This window comes from Ignavibacterium sp. (genome assembly GCF_025998815.1).
Taxonomy (GTDB): Bacteria; Bacteroidota; Ignavibacteria; order Ignavibacteriales; family Ignavibacteriaceae; genus Ignavibacterium.
On record NZ_AP026678.1, the window covers coordinates 1,406,912 to 1,423,365 of the forward strand.

Here is a 16,454-nt window from a genome sequence, read left to right on the forward strand (position 1 = left end):
GATGAAAAACGAGATTAATCTGAATTACTTAGAATCCTTGAGAGTAACTACTCTTGAGAAAATAAATAACACTCCTTATCCGAAACAAAAATTATCCTTTCTGTTTATCTACTTTGAGCAAATACTGAAAACAAATAACAACAACATAAAGGAAGCATTTCTTTCAGAATTTATTGAAACTTATGTTGATTTAATCGGGGAATTTGAAATTTGGGGAGTTGATCCAAATTATTCTTTGCAACTAATAGAACAATTAAAAAAAATTTCTGATTTAAAATTTTTAACGAATTACCAATTAACTCTCAGGAATCAATTAACAAGAATAGAACAACAATATGAGTCACTAATTCAGATTCTTGAGGGCAAAGAAAGTGTCGGGTACATCTATACAAAAGCAAACTTCCCTTTAGTTTACAAAGACTCTTTAACTCAGATTTATGGTATTATTGATTCAATAACTATCAGGATCAGTAAAGCTACAAATAGGAATAAGTTTATTTTAATACCGAGTGAGGTTGAAATTGAAAAAACAATCTCAGAACAAATAAATATTTCGTGGGAACTTGCAATAAAACTTCTGAAAAAATATGTCAGGAAACCTTACCCGTTTCACGAAGTAATAATAAGCTTTGACAAAAGAGAAGGAATTTATGAGGGTAATTCGCTGGGACTTGCATTAAGTCTGGCAATGCTGGAGGAGTTACTTAAATTTTATAATCCGACTTATCAGATAATTATTGCAAATAATACAGCATTCACAGGTGGAATTGATATTGACGGAAACGTTCGAAATACGGGTGAAGAAATTATAAAGAAAAAGATTCATACAATCTTTTTTTCACCTGTGAAAAATTTTGTTTTTCAAAAACATGAAGAATCTTATGCTTTCTTTGCTTTAACTCAGCTGCAAAAAATTTACCCAAACCGAAAACTTAAGTTGATTGCGGTTGAAGACATTAACGATGTTCTAAATCGAAGAGACCTTTTGAAAATAAAAAAAGTTAACCCGGTTATCAGAACAAGAAAATATATTCAAAAGAATCGGGTTGTGATTTTATTGCTTTTTGTACTGAGCGTGGTTTTATATTTAACTAATTGGTGGGATTTTGATTCTAATCCTCAATTACTGATTTATGAGAATAATCAGATTAAAGTTTGTAATTCAAATAAAACATTATTGTGGAGTACAAAAACAGTACCCATTCCCGATTATTTCATAGATAAAAACTGCTTAACAAACGATATTTCTCTATTATATGATATAAATGATGATGGAACAAATGAAGTTATTCTAACTAAACTTTATCTCTGGAATGAACTTAAATCCGAGAACAGAGAAGGCATAATTTGTTTTGATAATAAACGACAAACCATTTGGCAATTCAGATTTGACAAGCAGATTACCGCAACTAATTTATCAGGTTCGACAAATTATTTAATGAGTTTTATAGGAGTTCATAAAGAAGGTGATAAAAAAATATTATATGTTATCGCCAGAAACGAATACTTTCCAACTGCCGTATTCGGATTAGATTTAAATACAGGAAAGATAGTAACTGATATATTCTGGCATTCAGGTCATCTTGCTGGCGGAATTTTATTTCAGGATGTAAATAAAAAACAAAAAATTTTTCTGGCTGGAATAAATAACGGTTACGAATGTGTTGCAGTTATGTCACTTGACCTGGATAATCTTTCCGGACAGGCAATAGCTCCTGAGAACTATGTTTTAAAAGATATTCCACCTGCTAAATTGGATAAATATTTACTAATCCCTAAAACTGATTATGCAGAATATAATGGATTAAGATATAATTTTCCTCTTTTCTATCAAATTAAATATTATTCAAAGGATAAATTATTAACGATTAAAACTTGTGAGAGCGAAATGGTTGGTGATATTGCAGCTAATATTCAGTATAATTTTAATCTTGATTTATCACTTAACTCTATCGAAACTGCTGATTACTTTCAATTAGAACGAGATAAACTCGTCAGAGGAGGAAAATTGTCTTATCCTCTCACATACACACCTGAATATTTTCAGATGCTTAAGGATAGCATTAAATATTGGGATGGGAATAAATTTATCAGTTTGAAAGAATTGAAAAAATAATGTTTCATCAATCCCGAACTCTCACATTGCCGCAGTAAAATACTCTTCACCATTATCCTTTGTGTGAATCATTAAAAGATTAGCACGAACCATTTTCACAAGTGTCCGTGAAGCTCTTCTTTCTGAAATGTTTACAAGTTTGCTTAATTCCTTTACGGATATTCTTTCGTTGTGTTTTAAATATTCAAAAACAAGTTTTTCATTCTGACCAATTGTGTATTTTATCAAAGCTTTGTTTCCGTTCTGTGCACGAAGTAATCTTATCATCTCTTTGCTTGCCTGAACACTTTTATCATTTACTCGAATCGTAACTACAGATTTGTGTAAATCTATATCTTCAAGATAATCCTGTAACCTGTGTGGTTTGATGTATGATTCTGGAATTGCAACGATAACTAACTCTTTCGAGTGGTATTCCATAAACTCAATTGAAAATTCGATGGGAGGTTCACAATATTTTTCTGCAGTTTCTTTTACAAGTTCGGCTACTTCTTTTTCACTTTCAACACCAACAACATCTTTATCATCATCAACACCAAAAATTATATAGCCGCCTTTTGTATTTGCAAAAGCAATCATTTCGCGGGCAATCTTCTCAGGTGTGGAAAATTTCAGTTTAAATTCACACTGAATATTCTCCCCTTCTTCAATTAACTCTTTCAGTTCGCGATACTTCATAGCAAAGAACAAAATTTTATTTGATGAATATTATCGCCTAAGTTTTCTTGGATTCCAGAGACGTTCTAATTTTCTTTTAGTCGTCTTTGGAGTTTCTTCGTTCTTAATCTCCGGATTAGTAATAAGCTGTTCCTGCTTTTGAATTTCTTCTTCGGTTAATTCTTCATCTTCTTTATTGCCAAGAAATGCTAATTCAGTAACATTGGTTGAATCTTTCTTCTCCTGTTGTTGCTGAATCTGAGTTTGTTTTTCTCTTTCAATTCTTGCTTTTTCCTGTTTGTAAGTGTTAACCTTTGCAGCTATACTTTTAACATAAGGAGATGAAGGATATTTAGAAATTAATGTGTCATAAACAGATGCAGCAGAATCAGTAAGCTTTAAATCATTTTCTAAAATGAATCCTGCTGCATAAAGACCTTTTGAAGCATACTGCGATTGAGGATGCTTTTTATAAATTTCATAAAATTTTCTGAATGATGCATCAAAGTTTCCGTTTTTCATTTCAGATTCTGCTTCAATGTATAATTCAACAGCAGGATCATAGTTCAAGTCAATTAAAGGCAAACCGAGTTTATTTGCTGCAGCATTGGCAATCGGACGATCTTTATAATTATCATAAATTATTCTGAACAAACTATCAGCTTTCGCATTCTCATTTACCGTCTGATAATAACTTCCTAATGCAAGCAGAGCATCAGGATAGTATCTCGTATCAGCAAAGTTTTCGATTATTTCTTCGTATAATTTTTTTGCTGAATCGGGAACATTAATCTCTGTGAAAAATAAATTTCCAAGTTCCAATCTGTTTTTTGCAAGCAAAGTTTTCAGCGAGTCAGTTGTAATCTTTGGTTTTTGCGGCGGATTATTTTTGAACTTCACGGTATCTGTCTTCATCAACGCCTGCATTTCCTGAGATAATTTTAATTCTGCTTGCTTCTTTTTCTGCTGTATTCTTAACTCAGTTTTAGCAATTAATAAACGGTTCACTTCTGCTGTATCAATGAAAGCTGAAATTTTGGAAAGACTATCAACTATAGCCAGACTATCCTGAACAAAAATTGAATCGCGGAAAACTAAAGTATCTGTTTTAGAAGTGTCCTTTAAATTTTCGGTAAGAGCAGATTTCCAGATATCAGCTAATTCTTTCTTTGCGAGATAATCCTGAAGAATTTGTAAAGAGTCCTGAACATAATTTATCGAGTCTTGAATAAACACATCAGGATTCTCAGCATAAAACAATTGCTTATCGTAGTTGTTAATTGTCTTTCGAAGAGTTGAATATCTATTGAAAAGCTGATTGAGACTTTTTGCTTCGTCAAGATAGTCTTTTGGTGGATTGTTGAGAATAGTTTTTGAGAAATATACTGTTGCACTATCATAATTAAGCAACTCATCTCTGTACAATTTGCCGATTTCCAGACTTGCTAATGCTGCAAATGGAGAACCTTTATAAGTTGTATCAACTTTTGTCAATTGTTCGAGTGATGAAGTAAAATCACCAACTGCAGAATAAGATTTACCAAGTTCAAGATCTATTTCGGCAAGCGATTCTGAAAATTTATCTTTCTTTCTCAAATCACTGAAAAAGTTAACTGCATCCTCGGCTCTGCCAGATTCTCTTAGTGCTTTTCCATATCTGATGCTTGCTTTTATCTCGGTGTCAATGTCAGGCGAGTATTCAAAAACTTTATCATAATACTCAACTGCGTTTTCGTAACTTCCGGTTTGAGAGTAGAGATTTCCTATTTCAAAATAAACTGTTGCTTTTAATTCATCATCATCAGCTACATCGGCAAATTGTTTCGCGAGTTCTAATGCAATTGCAAATTCTTTTTGAGCAATGCGATATTTAATTTCTTCAACAAATGACTCTTTAATAATATTGTCTATTTCTTTTTGCAATGCTTCATCACGAACTCTTTTTAATCCATCCAAACCAGCAGAATAATTTTTCAACTGCATATCGCACTTAGCAATCCATAAGTTAGCTTCAAGTATTAAATCCTCATCCGGGTTTGTTGCCAGCAATTCCTCAAATTTTCTTTTTGCTTTTTGAAAATTGCTCTGATAATAAAAAGACTTTCCTAAAATCAGAAGTGCATCATCAACATAAGCTGTGTTGCCATGAAATTGAAGAAGCTCAGAACATTTTTCTATTACTTTGGTAAGATTGTTTCTTGCGGTATTTGAAAGGACGAGTGGTTCGTTTGAAAACAAATCTTTTTTCTGCGATTGAATGTCCTTCTCTGCATCACTGAAAAGTGTTTTTATATTGTACCAAAGATTGAAGTATGTTGTGAAGTTTTGCCAAACACTGCAGGCACCTAAAGAAAGCATAAGTGAAATGGCAAAGATAATTTTTATGTTTTTTGATGAATTCATATCAAAAAGTATAATGCAGCATTAAAAAGAAAAAGGTATTTTTTTTACAACGCGTGAGGTCCTGATTCTTCAGTTCTTATTCTGATTACTTCGCTTATTTCGGAAATAAAAATTTTTCCATCACCAACCTGACCTGTCTTGGCTGCACGAATTATGGCATCTACAATTTTATCAACAAGATTATCATCTACTACAACTTCAATTTTTATTTTAGGCACAAATTCAATGTGATATTCACTTCCGCGGTAAGTTTCAGTATGACCTTTTTGTCTTCCGTAACCACGGACTTCTGAAATTGTTAAGCCGCGAACTCCTTCTTCAAGTAATGCCTGCTTAACATCATCCAATTTAAAGGGACGGATGATTGCTTCGATTTTTTTCATAGATGCCCTATTAATTATTTACCGTGACAGTGTTTATATTTTTTACCGCTTCCGCAAGGACAAGGATCATTTCTGCCAATTCGTTCTTCAACTTTTATTGGCTGCATTTTACCACCCTGGCTTTCTCGTGATGGTTGTGCTGCAGTTGTTAATCCTATGTTATCAGCACTTTGCTTAACTTCTGAATATCTTCTGACCGGTTGTCTTCTGCTTTGCTGAACTTCATCGGGCGCCTGCGGGAAAAATTTAAATACAAATGAAACCGTTTCATTTCTTATTTGTTCAAGAAGTATTACAAATAACTTAAATGCTTCTGCTTTGTACTCAACCAAAGGATCTTTTTGGCCATATGCTCTTAAACCAATTCCTTCTTTCAAATCATCCATTTCTCGTAAATGTTCTTTCCATTTATGATCGATTACACTGAGCATTGCATATCTTTCAAGTCGTGCCATCAGCTCCGAGCCAAGCATTTCTTCTTTTTTATTGTAGAATTGTTTTGCTGCTTCCACGATTTTATCCTTGATTCCCTGTTCACCAAGTTTCTCAAAATCTTCAGGTTGAATTTTTACATCAACCAGAAGATGTTGCATCACTTCATCACGAATTGCCTGAGCATTTGCATCTTCAAAATGCTTCTCAACAATTTCGCTAACCCATTCATCAAGTAATTCGAAAATTTCACTTTTAAGTCTATCACCTTGCAAAGCTTTTTGTCTTCTTGCATAAATTACTTCGCGCTGCTGATTCATTGTGTCATCATATTCAAGCAATCTTTTTCTGATTGCAAAGTTGTTCTCTTCAACTTTTTTCTGTGCTCTTTCCACTGATTTTGTAATCATCGGATGCTGAATTACTTCTCCTTCTTTAATTCCCATTCGGGACATTATTGAAGAAATTCTGTCGCTTCCGAATAAGCGCATTAAATCATCTTCAAGTGAGATAAAGAATTTTGAGGTTCCGGGATCTCCCTGACGACCAGCACGGCCTCGCAACTGACGATCGATTCTTCTTGATTCATGTCTTTCTGTTCCAAGAATATAAAGTCCACCTCTTTCACGAACGCCTGCACCAAGTTTAATATCAGTTCCACGACCAGCCATATTTGTTGCGATTGTAACAGCACCTATTTCTCCTGCATGTGCAATTATTTCTGCTTCACGCTGATGTTGTTTTGCATTCAAAACATTGTGTGGTATTCCTTTTCGTTTCAACATTCGGGAAATAGTTTCAGATACTTCAACCGAAGTTGTACCAACAAGAACTGGTCTTCCCTGTTTTCTTAATTCTTCAATCTGATCAATAACTGCGTTATATTTTTCCCGTTTTGTTCTGTAAACTGCATCATCAAGGTCTTCTCTGATTACAGGTTTGTTGGTTGGAATAACAACTACTTCCAGTTTATATATTTCATAAAATTCTGCTTCTTCAGTTTCTGCAGTACCAGTCATTCCGGCAAGTTTATTGTACATTCTGAAGTAGTTCTGAAGAGTGATTGTTGCAAGAGTTTGAGAATCTCTTTCAACCTTTACATTTTCTTTTGCTTCGATTGCCTGATGAAGTCCATCGCTGTATCTTCTTCCCGGAAGAATTCTTCCTGTAAATTCATCAACGATTGCAATTTTTCCATCTTCAGTTACAACATATTCAACATCTTTTTCAAATAAAGTATAAGCTTTCAGCAATTGGTGAATTGCGTGAATTCTTTCACTCGCTTCTGAATAATGTTTATAAAGTTCTTCTTTTTTTCTGACTTTCTCTTCAGGAGTGATATTCGGATCGTTTTCAAATTTGCTGATTTCGGTTCCAAGATCAGGAAGAACGAAAAAGTCTTTTTCTTTTCCTGTACCACGAGCAAGCTCTTCTCTTCCTTTTTCAGTTAAATCAATTGTATTAGATTTTTCATCAATGACGAAATAAAGTTCATCGTCAATGATGTGCATATTCTTACCTTTCTCGCGAAGGAACTCAAGTTCAGTCTCCTGCAAAAGTTTTTTATACTCAGGTTCAGAAAGTACTTTCATCAGTTTGGCATTCTTAGGTAATCCTCTCGAAGCTCTTAATAAAAGAATTCCTGCTTCACGAGAAGTTCCGTTGTTCTTCAAAATTTCTTCAGCTTCAGAAACAATCTTGCCTACTAAATTTTGTTGAAGACGATAAAGTCTTTCAACTTTAGGTTTCATTTCTCCAAAAAGCTGATCGTCTCTGTCAACAGGACCTGAAATAATAAGCGGCGTTCGAGCTTCATCAATTAATACCGAGTCAACTTCGTCAACAATGGCATAGTTATGTCCGCGTTGAACCTGATAAGATTTATCAATTGCCATATTATCGCGCAGATAATCAAAACCAAATTCATTGTTTGTTCCATAAGTTATATCGCAAGCATATTGGACTTGTCTTTGTGCAGAATCCATTGTGTTGAGAATACAACCAACTGTTAAACCATGAAATCTGAAAATTTCTCCCATCCATTCACTATCTCTTTTGGCGAGATAATCATTAACAGTTACGAGGTGAACTCCTCTTCCTGTTAACGCATTAAGGTAAAGTGGCAAAGTAGCGACAAGAGTTTTACCTTCACCTGTAGCCATTTCAGCAATTTTGCCCTGATGAAGAACAATTCCACCGAGCAGCTGAACATCATAAGGTACCATATCCCAGGTAATTTTGTGACCTGCAACTGTCCAGCTTTTTCCAACAAGTCTTTCACAGGTTGATTTTACTACTGCAAATGCTTCGGGAAGAATCTGATCTAATATTTCTTCATATTCCTGATTCAGTTGTTCTTCAAGTTCATCGAGTTCATCATAAGCTGCTCTTCTGTCAAAATCTTCATTAGATTGAAGACGGGCTTTTATTTCATCAATTCGTTTTCTGGTTTCTGCAGTTCGTTCGTTTATTCTTTCTTTGAATTCTTTTGTTTTGTTACGAAGTTCATCATCAGTTAGTTTTTTGAATTCTTCGTAATACTTATTTATTTCATCAACTATTGGCCAAAGAAGTTTTACATCGCGTTCTTTTTTATCGCCAAATATTTTCTTAATAAGATTTATCATCTAAAAATTTTTCTCCAGTGAAATTCGAATTGAAAATTAAAGATTGTCATTCTGATATGAAATATAAGAATAAATGCATTAAGCATAATTATTGAGAAATACTACCAATCTTATCTATTATGATTTAATTAATACTGATTTTGCTTCCATTTAATCGTACAACCAATAGAAAAAGTTTCAGGAATGGATACTTCTTTACCTTCAAGAACTTCTGTAATTGCATCACGCAGATAATTATATTTTACTTTTTCCGGTTCTTTCCAATTATCATCAATTTTTCCGTGATAGCGCAGCTTTCTTTGTTCATCAAAAAGAAAAATTTCAGGAGTATGAGTCGCGCCGTAAGCTTTTGCAACTTCCTGAGTTTCGTCCCGCAGGTAAGGGAAATTATAATTTTTCTCTTTACTTCGTTTAATCATTTCATCAAACGAATCTTCGGGATAATTAACATCTTCATTCGAATTTATTGCAACTATCTGAACACTTTTATCAGCGAAGTCTCTCTGAATTGATATTATTCTTTTTTCATATGCCTGAACATAAGGGCAATGGTTACAACTGAAAATAACAATCAAAACTTTTTTATCTGGAAAACTATTTAGTGAATATAGTTTTCCATCAACACTTTTAAGATTAAAATCTGGAGCAGATGAACCTATTTTAAGTTTATCAGTTGCCATGTTATTTTCTCCTTAGTTTTTCTAATAACTTTTCATTTCATTATGAACAAATTTAAAACAATCCTTTTAATAATACTTTTTAACGGTATTGCTATGTCACAGAATTATGATTTCGAGCAAAGTCTTTATTATAATTATGAATTTTTCAAAGATAAATCTTTGCAAAACAGATTTTTTAAACATTCGGATATAACTAAGCTTATATCAAATCTTCAAAAGAAAAAATTGTTTGAAGTGAGTGTGGCGGGAAAATCTTTTGAAGGAAGAGAGATTTTTCTTTTGTCAGTTGGCAGCGGAAAGAAAAAAATTTTCCTTTGGTCTCAAATGCACGGAGATGAGCCAACTGCAACAATGGCATTGTTTGATATTTTTAATTTCTTTTCTGACACAACTCATTATAAGGAAGTAAAAGAATTTATTCTTACAAACACTAAAATTTATTTTATGCCAATGGTCAATCCGGATGGTGCAGAGGTTTTCAAAAGAAGAAATGCTCTTTCAATTGACCTGAACAGAGATGCAAACAGACTTCAAACTCCGGAAGCAAATATTCTGATGACTGTATTTGACTCACTTAAAGCAGATTTCGGATTTAATCTACACGATCAGAATCATAGATATTCAGCTGGAAATTCTTTCAAATCAGCTGCAATATCTTTTCTTGCACCACCAATAAACTATGAAAAGGAAGTTGATGATGTTAGATTAAATGCAATAAAGTTAATCGGTAGTTTGTTTAAGATGCTAAGTAAATATATCCCCGGACATATTGCAAAATACTCCGACGATTATGAACCAAGAGCATTTGGTGATACATTTCAACGAAAAGGTACAAGTACAATTCTTGTTGAATCAGGTGGTTGGCAGAATGATCCTGAAAAACAATTTATCCGGAAACTTAATTTTATCTTATTACTTTCTGCTATGAAGCAAATTGCTGAAAATTCTTTCCGGAATATTCCAACATCAATTTATGAAACGATTCCATTTAACGAAGAAAAAATATTCGATGTGGTTTTGAGGAATCTTACATTAGAAAAAAATGGAAGCAAAATTAAAATTGACATCGGAATAAATTTCGAAGAAGTGCTTGATGATGATAAAAAAACATCTTACAAAAAAGCAACAATTGAAGATGTCGGAGACTTATCTGTCTTTTTCGGTTACACTGATGTTGACCTTAGTGGATATGAAATTCACGACGCAAAAACTTATAATGAAAAATCATTTACTGTTGATGAGTTGAAAAAAATCGACATTTCCGAATTTTATAAAAAGGGATTCTTGAACTTTATTCTTAAAAAAACCATTAACAAAGAGTGGATTGATATTCCAATAAATTTAATTTCAAACAATAAGAAAGAAATTAAAACAAAAATTCAACCTGGAGCCAAACCTAATTTTGTTCTGAAGAAAAATGGTAAGATAGATTATGTTATTATAAATGGATTTTTAGAAAGAGTTGATGGAAATTCAGACTTTCAGGGAAATGGACTTGTCATCAAATAGACTTTGACAAAAGCCATAATATTTTTATAATTCAGAAAGAAATTTAAAGTCTTATATGTTTTTCCCTTTTATATTCAATTTTGCAATAGTAGTACCTGATGAAAATCAAAGACAGCTCTATGAGGACTTTGAGCGCGAAGCTGTTCCTCATATGGATGCACTTTACAATTTTGCACTTAAAATGACTGGCGATAGTGACGAAGCTGATGACCTTGTTCAGGAAACTTACCTTAAAGCATTCCGTTTTTTCGACAAATTCGAGAAAGGAACTAATTGTAAAGCCTGGTTGTTTCGGATAATGAAGAATACTTATATCAATAAGTATCGAAAAGAAACCAAAGAGCCGGATAAAGTTGATTATGAAGAAGTTGAGAATTTTTACGAGAATGTCAAACCATCATCTACAGACAGCGCACACCTCGAGAAAGATATTTATGATAATCTTCTCGATGACGAACTTTCTGAAGCAATAAATTCGCTTCCCGAAGATTTCAAAACTGTGGTTATCCTATGTGATATCGAAGGTTTCACTTATGAAGAGATTGCTGACTTCATTGATGTTCCCGTTGGAACTGTAAGGTCAAGATTACATCGGGCTCGAAAAATGTTATTCACAAAATTGCAAAAGTACGCCAGTGAGCGTGGTTATATTAGTAAAGATGAAAAATAGTTATGAATAAAGAACTTATTACAGCATTCGTTGATAATGAGATTAAAGATGCTTCTCTGAAAGACGAAATAAAGCATCTGATTGATACTGATGAAGAATTCAGATACGAATATCAGGTTCAATCGCTTGTTAAACGAATTGCCAAAGAGAAATACAAAAGAACAACTGCTCCTGACCATCTGAGGATAAGAATTCTTAATCAGATTGCACCTGAACAAGTAAAAGCAAGACCACAAAAGAAAGCTACTTCATTTTGGGCAGGACTTTTCTCCAAGCCTGCTTTTTCATTCGCAACTGCAATTATAATTGTCATTTCTGTTATTCTGATTTTATTTAACAGAACTCCTCAACAACCACCGGTAATTTCTGAAGATAAACTTACACCTGACAATATGTTTTATCAGGCAGAGAATAATTTTGAAGCAATCATTCAGGGAAAACTCGCACCACAACTCGTAGCAAATAATCCTGAACAGATTAAAAGTTTTTTTGAATCAAGTGGGGTTAAATATTCAACTTTAGTTCCCACATTTTCCGAATGGTCATTACTTGGTGCTGTTGTATCTGAAGATAAAGGAGAAAAATTTGCACATCATGTTTATGCTGGTAAAAAAGGTGAAATTGTTTATGTCTTTCAGGTTGATGAATCTTATCTTAAAAGTCACGAAATAATTTCACTGGATGAAAGTTTATTGCAATATCTTGAGCAAGGCAACTGTTATGTAAAAACTGAGAAAGACAAAGTTCTTCTCTTCAAAAAAATTGATCATAACATTTGTGCTGTAGTTTCAAATGCTCCAATACAGGATGTTCAAAATAATTTTTGTAACATTTAATCAAAGAGATTCTTATGATTAAGATTAAAAATATTCTCCTTCCAACCGATTTCAGTAAAACCTCATTAGCAGCAGCCGAATATGCGGTTAACCTTGCGATGCAATATGGCGCAAAAATTCATTTGCTTCATGTATTGGAAAAAACTCCACCAATTTTAACAATAAGAACACTTGATTTATCGAGAGAAAAAATCCTTGAATCAATTGAATCTGATGCAAATGCTCAATTACATAAAACTATCGAAAAAATCAAAAAGCACGGAAATGTTGAAATAATTCCTGTTTTAAGGAAAGGTTTGGATTACGAGGAAATAATTAATTATTCCAAAGAAAAGAAAATAGATGTAATTGTGATTGCAACACACGGAAGAACCGGATTATTACATACATTGTTAGGAAGCGTTGCAGAAAAAGTCATTAGATACTCCAAAATACCTGTTTTGGTCATAACTCCGCATCACAAATAGACTTATAACCACCTTATTTTTGGTTAATGGCTTAAGATTTAATATTTTTGTAAGTGATTTTGTTTCATTGAAAGGAATAGTTATGGCAAGAATAAAAAATGTTGAGGCATTTTGTACAATCTGCGGTTCTGTTAAGAAGTTTGAAGTTACCGGTACACTCACCGGCGAAGAAAACCAGAATAAACGCTGGGCAAAATGTAAAACCTGTAAGCAAACAAGAATAATTGATTTGGCTGATATTAAAACTGAAAGTAAACCAAATCTTGAAGGTATTGAAAATCAGAGTGTAAAAAATTATTCGCCAACAGAGACTTATGAGATTGGTGATAATATTTATCATAAAAGCTGGGATGATTTTGGGAAAGTTGTGAACAAGGTTGTTACATCAGACGGACAAAGTTCAATTATAGTTGAGTTTCAAAAATCAGGAAATAAAAAACTAATAGAATCATATATTCAAAAACCACAAAGCGAGGTGATATAATTGGTAGGGATTCAAATCGGTGAAAATGAATCCATCGATAAAGCTCTCAGAAGATTCAAAAAGAAATACGAAAGGTCCGGCGTTCTTAAGGAATTTAAGAAACGCACTTTCTATGTTAAGCCTTCTGTAAAGAAACGAATGGAAAAACTTAAAGCTATCAGAAGAGCTCAGAGACCTGTAGAGAGCATGTAATTTAAAAGCCCCTTTTGAGAGGGGCTTTTTTATTTATGATATTTTATGATTGTACTACTTAATATTCAGCTTTGGTTCAATAAGTGCACTTTCTTTTTCTTTCATAAAATACTTTTCGAGATGTGAAGTTATTGTTTTGAAAGCTGTATCAACATCATTACAGAAATAAAATAAATCCAAATCTGTTTCACTAATAACACCATGCTCTATCAGCATATCAAAATTTATCACACTCTTCCAATACTTTTCATCGTAAACTACCAATGCAAGTTTCTTTCTGATTTTTTCAGTTTGAATTAAGGTTAATATCTCGAAGAATTCATCCATAGTTCCAAAACCACCGGGAAAAACAATCAATGCTTTTGAAAGATATGCAAACCAGAATTTTCTCATGAAGAAGTAGTGAAATTCGAAGCTTAGTTCCTTTGTAACATAATTATTTACAAACTGTTCGAATGGAATACTGATATTTAATCCAATTGAATAACCACCGGCTTTCTTTGCACCTTTATTTGCTGCTTCCATAATTCCGGGTCCGCCACCAGTACAAATGATAAATCTGTTTGCTGATGTTTCAAGATTCATAGACCATTCTGTTAATCTTCTTGAAAGTTCTACAGCATCTTCGTAATACTTCGACATTTCGAGCATCTTTTGAGCATGTCTTAACTCTTTAGCAAAACCAGGCGCTTTTGGATTCATTGATTTGAATTTGTTCAATTCTGCTAAAGCATCTTTTCGTGACTTTAATCTTGCTGAACCGAAGAATACAATTGTATCAAGAATCTTGTGTTTTTTGAATCTTGACTGGGGTTCAAGATACTCAGCAAGAATTCTTATTACTCGTGCATCAGAAGAAGAAATAAATTCCTGATTCTGATATGCTTTGGGTGGTTTGATTATTTTAGCCATACCGATTTTTATATTGTGATTAAAAATGATTTTAATTTATAATTGCTTTCAAAAATTTTCTCTTAAAAATACCGAAAAAATTATTAATGATTAGAATTTTACTCGTATTAATTTTACTATTAACTCCTTATCACCCAAACTCGATTGCTGGTTCAAAAGATAAATTAGAAAATCAAATTTCAACAATACTTTCAAGAATTCCTTCGGATACAAAAACCGGCATTCTTATTTACAATCCTTTAACTCAGGATACAATTTATTCACAGAATATTTTCTCACCAATGATACCTGCATCAGTTACAAAAGTATTCACAACTGCAACTGCACTCTCGTTGATGGGAAAGGATTACAGACTTTCTACTATTCTTTTTACTGATGATTCAAACATTAAAGATGGAACTATAAACGGAAATCTTTTCCTAAAAGGTTTTGGTAATGCAACTTTCAGCTCCGAAGACCTTCTTCACTTTATTTTTAAGTTAAAGAATCTTGGAATAAAAGAAATCACTGGCAATATTGTTGGCGATGATTCATACTTTGATAATATTTATTACAGAGAGGATTGGATTCCTGATGAATCTGCAAATGTTAAATTACCTCCGATATCTGCATTAGTATTAGACAGGAATAAAACTGTCGCCAAAAGAAAAAGGGGCAGAAGAACAATTTATGTTACTGAGAATTTTAAAAATCCTCCGTTAAACATTGCTCAAAAATTCAAGCAACTTATTGAAGAAAATGAAATCTCAGTTAAAGGAGTAGCTAAATCCGGAATTACACCAAATAATGTACTAGAAATTGCTGAGTCATCTGTTGCAATAACGGATTTAATTGCAATGATAAATAAACACAGTGACAACTTTTTAGCTGAATGTTTATTTAAATCAATTGGAGCTTTTTACTCAGGGAAACAAAGCAATTCATTTTATTCTCAACAAGCAATTCAGGAATTTATCAAGAAGAATAATATATATTCGATAAATACAGAGATTGTTGATGGTTCCGGAATTTCAAGATTTGATCAGGTTACTGTTGCGTCAGTTAATGGAGTACTCGAGACTATGTATTTTGATTTAAAGAATTTTGAACCTTTCTATAATTCATTAAGCTATGCCGGTGTAGATGGAACATTACAAAATCGTTTAAGTGATTTACCAAACGGATTTAGTTTTCGTGGTAAAACCGGAACACTTAATAGCGTGATTGCTCTAACCGGTTATCTAATGTCTGATGATAAAGATGAATTGATTATCACAATTATGTTTGAGTTTTCGAGAGGTAGCTGGAATTTTTATCGTGATATACAGGATGAGATTATTAAATCGCTGGCTAAATGGAAAAAAGAAAGCTCCGATTTTTAACCGGAGCTTAAAAAATTATTTATTGTTGTTTTGCTGCTGAGGCATTTGCTGAGGAAGTGTTGGTTGCTGAGGAACTGTGGTTCTTCCACTTTCCTGAATAACACTTCTCTGTTCTTTGGTTGTTTGACCTGGTAAAAAGAATAGGTTTATTGCTAATGCTAATACAGCCAGAATTCCAGCAAGCCACCAGGTAGATTTACTTAAAAAGTCAGCAGTTCTTCTTGTGCCGAACATTGAACCAATGTTACCTGCACCACCGAAAGTACCTGCCAGACCTCCGCCTTTACTTGCCTGAAGTAAAACAATTATTATAAGTAAAATTGCATCAATTGTAGCAAGCAATACTAATAATGTATACATAAAATAATTCTCCTTAAAAGTTGTAGCGGGGGAGGGATTCGAACCCCCGACACGTGGATTATGATTCCACTGCTCTAACCTACTGAGCTACCCCGCCCTATTTATTTTAGGGTTACAAATATAAACAGTCAAAGGTCGATTTTCCAAGTTTTTTAATATATCTGATAACTCTTATAATGAATTACTTCACATTTGGGGAGCTAATTAAACAATTTTTACACTATAATTAAGAAAATACCTCAAAGAATGTAAATAACTTTGAGTGTTAATCAGTTAGATAAAGTGTGTTTATTATCCGAATAAAAAAGCGAACTAATAAAATTTTTACTTTTACAATAGTCATTTAATCATTCAGTCAATCAGTA

Annotated in this window: 14 protein-coding genes, 1 tRNA gene and 1 pseudogene; 8 read left to right on the forward strand and 8 right to left on the reverse strand. The window is 33.0% G+C overall.

Annotation, left to right across the window (positions count from 1 at the left end):
* Window position 1: 1 nt before the first annotated feature.
* The gene (locus tag Q0X14_RS06080) at window positions 2-2,116 is read left to right on the forward strand and encodes a hypothetical protein (RefSeq protein ID WP_297843889.1); all 2,115 of its coding nucleotides are present in this window, start codon (window positions 2-4) and stop codon (window positions 2,114-2,116) included.
* 21 nt (window positions 2,117-2,137) lie between these two features.
* On the opposite strand, the gene Q0X14_RS06085 is transcribed toward Q0X14_RS06080, so the two are convergent.
* The 5 genes and pseudogenes from Q0X14_RS06085 to Q0X14_RS06105 all read right to left on the reverse strand — a co-directional run bounded on the left by Q0X14_RS06085 (window position 2,138) and on the right by Q0X14_RS06105 (window position 9,298).
* Window positions 2,138-2,794, reverse strand: a complete 657-nt coding sequence (locus Q0X14_RS06085; RefSeq protein WP_297843891.1) for an RNA-binding domain-containing protein — start codon at window positions 2,792-2,794, stop codon at window positions 2,138-2,140.
* A gap of 1,677 nt (window positions 2,795-4,471) precedes the next feature.
* Window positions 4,472-5,176, reverse strand: a pseudogene (locus tag Q0X14_RS15595) (tetratricopeptide repeat protein); the annotation flags it as partial.
* A gap of 44 nt (window positions 5,177-5,220) precedes the next feature.
* Window positions 5,221-5,559, reverse strand: coding sequence for a P-II family nitrogen regulator (locus Q0X14_RS06095; RefSeq protein WP_297843897.1), 339 nt, complete (start codon window positions 5,557-5,559; stop codon window positions 5,221-5,223).
* Window positions 5,560-5,573: 14 nt separating this feature from the next.
* Window positions 5,574-8,618, reverse strand: coding sequence for a preprotein translocase subunit SecA (gene secA, locus Q0X14_RS06100; protein ID WP_297843900.1), 3,045 nt, complete (start codon window positions 8,616-8,618; stop codon window positions 5,574-5,576).
* A gap of 128 nt (window positions 8,619-8,746) precedes the next feature.
* Entirely contained in the window at window positions 8,747-9,298 is a 552-nt protein-coding gene (locus tag Q0X14_RS06105) for a thioredoxin family protein (protein WP_297843903.1), read from the reverse strand.
* Window positions 9,299-9,391: 93 nt separating this feature from the next.
* Between Q0X14_RS06105 and Q0X14_RS06110 the strand changes: the two genes are divergently transcribed.
* The 6 genes from Q0X14_RS06110 to rpsU all read left to right on the forward strand — a co-directional run bounded on the left by Q0X14_RS06110 (window position 9,392) and on the right by rpsU (window position 13,456).
* Window positions 9,392-10,807, forward strand: coding sequence for a M14 family zinc carboxypeptidase (locus Q0X14_RS06110; protein ID WP_297843906.1), 1,416 nt, complete (start codon window positions 9,392-9,394; stop codon window positions 10,805-10,807).
* A 55-nt stretch (window positions 10,808-10,862) separates the two neighbouring features.
* Complete coding sequence (locus Q0X14_RS06115) at window positions 10,863-11,477, forward strand: sigma-70 family RNA polymerase sigma factor (RefSeq protein ID WP_297843909.1); 615 nt, start codon at window positions 10,863-10,865, stop codon at window positions 11,475-11,477.
* Window positions 11,478-11,479: 2 nt separating this feature from the next.
* The gene (locus tag Q0X14_RS06120) at window positions 11,480-12,313 is read left to right on the forward strand and encodes a hypothetical protein (RefSeq protein ID WP_297843911.1); all 834 of its coding nucleotides are present in this window, start codon (window positions 11,480-11,482) and stop codon (window positions 12,311-12,313) included.
* Between the two features lie 14 nt (window positions 12,314-12,327).
* Entirely contained in the window at window positions 12,328-12,780 is a 453-nt protein-coding gene (locus Q0X14_RS06125) for a universal stress protein (RefSeq protein ID WP_297843916.1), read from the forward strand.
* 82 nt (window positions 12,781-12,862) lie between these two features.
* Window positions 12,863-13,264, forward strand: a complete 402-nt coding sequence (locus tag Q0X14_RS06130; RefSeq protein WP_297843919.1) for a hypothetical protein — start codon at window positions 12,863-12,865, stop codon at window positions 13,262-13,264.
* Complete coding sequence (gene rpsU, locus Q0X14_RS06135; protein WP_014561143.1) at window positions 13,265-13,456, forward strand: 30S ribosomal protein S21; 192 nt, start codon at window positions 13,265-13,267, stop codon at window positions 13,454-13,456.
* 54 nt (window positions 13,457-13,510) lie between these two features.
* Here rpsU and Q0X14_RS06140 read toward each other — a convergent pair whose 3' ends face one another.
* On the reverse strand, window positions 13,511-14,368 hold the full coding sequence (locus tag Q0X14_RS06140; protein ID WP_297843924.1) for a TIGR00730 family Rossman fold protein: 858 nt from the start codon (window positions 14,366-14,368) through the stop codon (window positions 13,511-13,513).
* An 86-nt stretch (window positions 14,369-14,454) separates the two neighbouring features.
* Between Q0X14_RS06140 and Q0X14_RS06145 the strand changes: the two genes are divergently transcribed.
* Window positions 14,455-15,729 (forward strand): D-alanyl-D-alanine carboxypeptidase, encoded by a 1,275-nt coding sequence (locus Q0X14_RS06145; protein WP_297843926.1) that lies wholly within the window; start codon window positions 14,455-14,457, stop codon window positions 15,727-15,729.
* Window positions 15,730-15,744: 15 nt separating this feature from the next.
* Here the strand turns inward: Q0X14_RS06145 and secG are convergent, their stop codons facing one another.
* Window positions 15,745-16,089, reverse strand: coding sequence for a preprotein translocase subunit SecG (gene secG, locus Q0X14_RS06150; RefSeq protein WP_014561146.1), 345 nt, complete (start codon window positions 16,087-16,089; stop codon window positions 15,745-15,747).
* 23 nt (window positions 16,090-16,112) lie between these two features.
* A tRNA-Met gene (locus Q0X14_RS06155) sits at window positions 16,113-16,186 on the reverse strand.
* Window positions 16,187-16,454: the final 268 nt, after the last annotated feature.